We start from the raw sequence: 5,593 nt of genomic DNA, 5'->3' as shown, positions 1-5,593 counted from the left end.
TCATCGACGAACTCCCTGCCCTATCTATTGCAATGGCTGTAGCTAACGGTACTAGTATTGTTAAAAATGCAGAAGAGTTGAGAGTAAAAGAGAGTGATAGAATCTCTACGGTCTTAGAGGGACTAAATGCTTGTTCTATAAAAACTGTTGAACACAAAGATGGATATGAGATAGTTGGTGGAGAGCTACAACCTGCCATAGTCAATAGCTATGGAGACCATAGAATCGCTATGAGTTTTGCTATTGCTGGAGTACTTTGTAACATGGAGATAGAGGATATAGAGTGTATTGATACCTCTTTTCCTAACTTTTTTGAGATATTATCTGAGATTACAGAAATAAAGTAACAGTTTTCTCAATACTATAAAATTAACTTGTATTTTATCTTTTAAATCGTATAATTAATTTAAATCAATTTTTTAGGAGATAATCATGAAAAGCAATAGAGTTATCTATTCAACAATACTCATAATGATGTTAGCATATACTGGATGTGGGTCAGATTCATCATCAAACAATGGTACAAATTCAGATACACAAGAACTTGAAACCGATAATGGTTTAGAGATGACAGCAGAAAATGAACGGCTTCTGAACTCAGAACATAAAGTTGTTGTAGAGAGAGGAGCTGTATTGGATGCTAATGTTACCGATGCTAATGGTAGTGTTGCTACACAAGTGAGTGAGACAAATAATACCTATATTTTTGAAGAGCAACCAGAGTATCCTATTCAAGCAGAGGGTGGTTGGATTGATGTTAATGGTGATGGAAATTTAACAGAGTTGGATGTGGAGCTTGATATTACGCTAATATCATATAGCGATAATATTACACCTACAACTACCTATCTTGCTGATGAGAATGAGACGGTCAGAGAAGAGCGATTGGATGAGTTAGCTAGAGAGACAAACAGTACGGCTGATGATTTAACTGAACTTCCATCCAGAGCAACTAAAAACTCCATTATGGTACTCAACGCCGTTTACAAAAAACTGATAGAGAGACAAAATGAGCACTCAAATGCACCAATTGCTATTGAGAGAATTTTGGAGAAATACAGAGAGATTAATGCAACAGTTGAAGTTGACGAGAATGCAACAAGCGAGGAGATAGCACTAGCTATTGAGGAGCAAACTATAGCTGACTTAGAAGAGAAAGGTCTGATTAAAAGAGTTAATAGAGAAGATATTGAGAGAATCAAGGATAAAAAACCACCAAAAATCAAAGATAATAATGGTATAAGTTCAAGAGTAGAAGAGGAGAGTGGTGAGATTGGAGAGAATAACCAAACAGAAGAAGAGTCATCTTCAACTGAGGAGAACAACAATATATCACCAGCACAAAATGGTAATAGTGGGAATAACAGTAATAACGGGAATAATGGAAATAATGGGAATGCTAGAGATTCTCATCTCTGATTTTGAGTTCGATGAGGTGGAACGAGTCACAAATAACTTTATATTTGTGACTTGCCCCCTCTTATCCTTATCTTATTAAATGCCAATGAATTAGCGAGGCTAAAGCCATCGGTTCCTAGTTTTGCAAATAAAAATTAAGGATATAAAAGATGAAAATAGAACTAGCATCAAGTTATGGCTTCTGTTATGGAGTCAAAAGAGCGATAGAGATAGCAGAGAAACATCAAAATAGTCTAACCTATGGTCCACTTATACACAATAAGGATGAGATTAATCGCCTAAAAGAGGGATTTAATATAGGTCTTGCAGAGGGTCTTGCTGATGTAAAAAAAGATGATACTGTTGTGATTAGAACTCATGGAATACCAAAAGATGAGCTAAAAGCTTTAAAAGAGCAAGAGAATAAGGTCATTGATGCAACCTGCCCCTATGTTACCAAGCCTCAACAGATTGTTGCAAAGATGAGTGCAGAGGGTTACTCTGTGGTTATCTTTGGAGATGAGAATCATCCTGAGATAAAAGGAGTTGTTAGCTATGCAGAGGGTGAAGATGCTTTTATTGTTCTTGATGAGAATGATTTGAATAAATTACCACTTAAAAGCAGAGTAGCTGTTGTCGCTCAGACCACTAGAAAACCTGAAGATTTTTTGAAAATAGTTAATAATCTCATACTAAAACATAAAGAGGTTCGTGTCTTTAATACTATCTGTAATGCTACTTTTGAGAATCAAGATGCAGCAGCAGAACTGGCTGAAAATGCTGATGTGATGGTAGTAATAGGTGGAAAACACTCATCCAATACTAAGCAACTTCATAGCATAACAACTAGAGGTTGCAAGGACTCTTATCTAATTGAAAATGAGAGGGAACTAAGAGAGATTTGGTTCAAAGATAAGAAACTATGTGGAATCTCTGCTGGTGCGTCCACTCCTGACTGGATTGTTCAAAATGTTGTAAACAGAATTCAAGAGATAGCTACAATTCATAACTAACTTATACCATATTCATTTTCCATTAACTTAAAAAAGGTATAATTAGCTCAAATTTAGGCTAGGCAAGGATTGGTAAGTATGAAATTCGAAGATATCGAAGTAGAAGATGTAGATTTTGGAGCGATGCTCGAGGAGTCGTTTAAGAAGTCAGATTCAAGTAGTGATTTGGTAGATGGTATTATTGTTAAAATAGACGAAGAAGAGAATCAGGTAGTTGTTGATGTGGGTCGTAAAAATGAGGCATTTATGTCACTTGACCAAATCAGAGATGAAGATGGAAACATTATGTTTGAAAATGGTGAGACAATTACTGTTGTTATCACTGGGTTTAGAGGTGAAAGACCAAACATCTCTTATGAGTTAGCAGAAAAAAGAGCAGCACTTGCCGAGTTCATTGAAGAGTATGATGATGAAGAAGAGTATATAATTGAGGGTGAAATCACTAAGAAAAACAAAGGTGGTTTTGTTGTAGATGTCTCTGGATTAGAGTTCTTTATGCCAAGAACACTCTCATATATCTCTCATAAAATCAACCCTATCGGTAAAAAAGTAAAAGCACTTATCGTTAAGGTTGACAAAGAGAAAGGTTCTGTAGTAGTTTCAAGAAAAGAGCTTATCGAGAGAGAAAAAGCTGAAACTCAAGAGATTGTAGATAAGTTACTAGAGAACAAAGCTGTTGTTCTTGGTGTTATCAAAAAAATCACATCTTATGGTATGTTTGTTGATGTTGGTGGAATGGACGGTCTTGTTCACTATTCACAAATCTCGCACAAAGGTCCTGTTAACCCATCTAAATACTATAAAGAAGATGATGAAGTTAATGTTGTTGCTATCGATTATGATAAAAAGAAGAGACATCTATCTCTATCTATTAAAGAGGCGAGTATTGACCCTTGGAAAGATATTGACAATACGCTAAGAGCAGGTGATACAGTTAATGTTACTGTTTCAAATATTGAACCGTATGGTGCATTTGTTGATTTGGGTGAGGATCTTGAAGCGTTCCTACATGTATCTGAAATATCTTGGGATAAAAATGTAAAACACCCTAAAGATTATATTGAGATAGACCAACAGATAGATGTTGAGATTATCGAAATAGATAAAATCCAAAGAAGACTTAGAGTGAGTAGAAAAACTCTACTTCCAAAACCAATCGACCAGTTTGCATCAGCAAATAGAACTAATGATGTTATTACAGGTACTGTATCATCTATTACTGATTTTGGTGCATTTGTTAAGATTGGTGCAGTTGAGGGTCTTCTACATAACCAAGAGATCTCATGGGACAAAGGAATCAATGCCAAAGATGTTCTCAAAAAAGGTGATGAAGTTGAAGTAAAAATCATCAAAATTGATAGAGCAAATGGTAAAGTTTCACTATCCAAAAAAGCACTAGAGCCATCTCCTGTATCTAAATTTGCAAAAGAGCATAAAAATGGTGATATCGTAGAGGGTACAGTAAAAGATAAAAAAGATTTCGGTATCTTTGTATCTATTGAACCTGGTGTTGATGCACTTCTTAGACTTGATGATTTGGGTCCTCTTAAAGAAGATGAGATTGAAAAAGGTCAAGCGATTAGAGCTGTTATTAGCTTCCTAGATGCTAAAAATGATAGAATCAGAATCTCTGTTAGAAGACTTGAGAGACAAGAGGAGAGAGAAGCATTAGATCAACTAAATGCAGAACAAGATGACAGTATGACTCTTGGTGATGTATTTAAAGACCAACTAAAAAAACGAAGAAGATAATGCCTAAACTTACTATTGTTGTATGCGATCATATCCACCAAAAAGGGTTGGATATACTCGCAAATGATGCTGAAATAAACCTAATAAATGCAGCTGATGAGCCTAAAGAGAGGCTTATCACTGAAATTATTCCCCAAGCAGATATTGCTATTACCCGCTCTTCTACTGATGTTGACCAATTTTTCCTAAACCATGCTACAAATATCAAAGCTATCATTCGTGCAGGAGTTGGTGTTGACAATGTGGATATAGAGGGGTGTAGTAAAAAAGGTATAGTGGTTATGAATGTTCCCACTGCAAATACAATTGCTGCTGTGGAACTTACCCTGACACATATGCTCTCTTGTGTAAGAAAATTTCCTTATGCTCACAATAACCTAAAAGTTGATAGAGTATGGAGACGACAGGATTGGTATGGAACAGAACTCAAAGATAAAAAGTTAGGTATTATCGGTTTTGGTAATATCGGTTCAAGAGTTGGTAAAAGAGCAAAAGCTTTTGAGATGAATATTTTGGTCTATGACCCATACATCGACCCTAGAAAAGCTACAGACCTTGACATAGCATACACTACTAACTTTGATGATATTTTAGATTGTGATATTATCACTATTCATACCCCTAAAAATGAAGAGACAGTTGGAATGATTGACTCTGCTCAAATAGCAAAGATGAAAGATGGTGTAGTTCTTATCAACTGTGCTAGAGGTGGACTATATAGTGAAAAAGCTCTCCTAGAGGGACTTAGAAGTAAGAAAATTGCTATGGCTGGTATTGATGTGTTTGACAAAGAACCAGCAACTGACCATCCACTTCTTGACCTTGACAATGTAACGGTTACTCCTCACCTTGGTGCAAACACCAAAGAGTCACAACAAAATATTGCTATTCAATCAGCTGAAAATGCTATCGCCTCTGCAAAAGGTATCTCATTTCCAAATGCGTTAAACCTACCTATTAAAGAGAGTGAGCTTCCTAACTTTCTCCGACCATACCTTGAACTGATTCAGAAGATGGGTCACATCTCAGCTCAAGCCACAAGAGATAGTATAAAAAGTATCAAGATAACAACAGAGGGCGAAGTGTCAGAACATATCGATTCACTGGCAACTTTTGCTACTGTTGGAATTTTGAGTGAAGCACTTAAAGACTCTGTTAACTATGTTAATGCCGAATTTGTAGCAGATGAGCGAAACATTCATCTAATAAAAGAGAAGCAGATAAACCGATCTGGACTTAAAAATAGAGTTACAATCAAACTAACCATTAGAGGTGGCACATTTACCATTAGTGGTACTGTACTCGGTGATGATGCTCAAAGAGTTATTGAGATTGATGGCTACAAACTTGACTTGGAACCAAAAGGAAAAATGATTCTATTTAGAAATACCGATGTTCCTGGTGTTATTGGAGCCGTAGGTCAAATTATT

At 36.0% G+C, this 5,593-nt stretch carries 4 protein-coding genes and 1 pseudogene; all 5 read left to right on the top strand.

Features of this window, described 5'->3' with window-relative positions:
- Positions 1 to 347: pseudogene (locus tag GSY74_RS00925) on the top strand (3-phosphoshikimate 1-carboxyvinyltransferase); the annotation flags it as partial.
- An 85-nt stretch (positions 348 to 432) separates the two neighbouring features.
- Positions 433 to 1,419, top strand: coding sequence for a hypothetical protein (locus GSY74_RS00920; protein WP_164663221.1), 987 nt, complete (start codon positions 433 to 435; stop codon positions 1,417 to 1,419).
- A 149-nt stretch (positions 1,420 to 1,568) separates the two neighbouring features.
- Positions 1,569 to 2,411 (top strand): 4-hydroxy-3-methylbut-2-enyl diphosphate reductase, encoded by an 843-nt coding sequence (locus GSY74_RS00915; RefSeq protein ID WP_164663220.1) that lies wholly within the window; start codon positions 1,569 to 1,571, stop codon positions 2,409 to 2,411.
- Between the two features lie 78 nt (positions 2,412 to 2,489).
- Positions 2,490 to 4,163 (top strand): 30S ribosomal protein S1, encoded by a 1,674-nt coding sequence (locus GSY74_RS00910; protein ID WP_164663219.1) that lies wholly within the window; start codon positions 2,490 to 2,492, stop codon positions 4,161 to 4,163.
- Positions 4,163 to 5,593 (top strand): phosphoglycerate dehydrogenase (gene serA, locus GSY74_RS00905; protein ID WP_164663218.1); only part of this gene is annotated, 1,431 nt, incomplete at its 3' end. The genes GSY74_RS00910 and serA, both read left to right, overlap by 1 nt.

The organism is Sulfurovum sp. bin170, from assembly GCF_010892395.1.
Taxonomy (GTDB): Bacteria; Campylobacterota; Campylobacteria; order Campylobacterales; family Sulfurovaceae; genus UBA1140.
Note: the sequence above shows the minus strand (reverse complement) of the source record. Positions and strands in the feature narration are given on the sequence as shown.

Bases quoted from the DNA above. Each gene is read 5' to 3' on its own strand.
- GSY74_RS00920 (WP_164663221.1), top strand. From the start codon at position 433: ATGAAAAGCAATAGAGTTATCTATTCAACAATACTCATAATGATGTTA.
- GSY74_RS00915 (WP_164663220.1), top strand. From the start codon at position 1,569: ATGAAAATAGAACTAGCATCAAGTTATGGCTTCTGTTATGGAGTCAAA.
- GSY74_RS00910 (WP_164663219.1), top strand. From the start codon at position 2,490: ATGAAATTCGAAGATATCGAAGTAGAAGATGTAGATTTTGGAGCGATG.